This window comes from Faecalibacterium sp. DFI.5.82 (genome assembly GCF_029076575.1).
Lineage (GTDB): Bacteria > Bacillota > Clostridia > Oscillospirales > Ruminococcaceae > Faecalibacterium > Faecalibacterium duncaniae.
In genome coordinates this window covers 1-292 of record NZ_JARFIS010001002.1, presented here as the reverse complement: position 1 = coordinate 292, position 292 = coordinate 1, and the positions used below count along the sequence as shown (strand labels likewise).

Sequence of the window (292 nt, the reverse complement as noted above, 5' to 3'; positions counted from 1 at the left end):
TGCTGGATACCCTGCGGGCAGAACCGCTGCTGGTGAAACAGAGGAATGGAGCCCCCTTGCGCATCGTGGCAGACGCGGACCCGGCGGATTCTGCTGCCGTGCCCCGGCGTGATCTGGCGGTGTCGTTCAGCCCCATCCACCGGCAGTACGGCTTCCGCCCGGTGCGGGAGTGGAACACAATCCCGCCGGAAATGCCCGGCGCGACCGAACATGACGCAATGGCAGAATTGAGGTGAGGAATCATGTATCTATCCCGCGCAGAACTTGACCCGACCCGCCGTGAGACCATGGT

General features: G+C 63.7%; 1 pseudogene. It reads left to right on the top strand.

Annotation, left to right across the window (positions count from 1 at the left end):
- A pseudogene (locus P0G09_RS19870) lies at positions 1–236 on the top strand (type I-E CRISPR-associated protein Cas5/CasD); the annotation flags it as partial.
- Between the last annotated feature and the right edge of the window lie 56 nt (positions 237–292).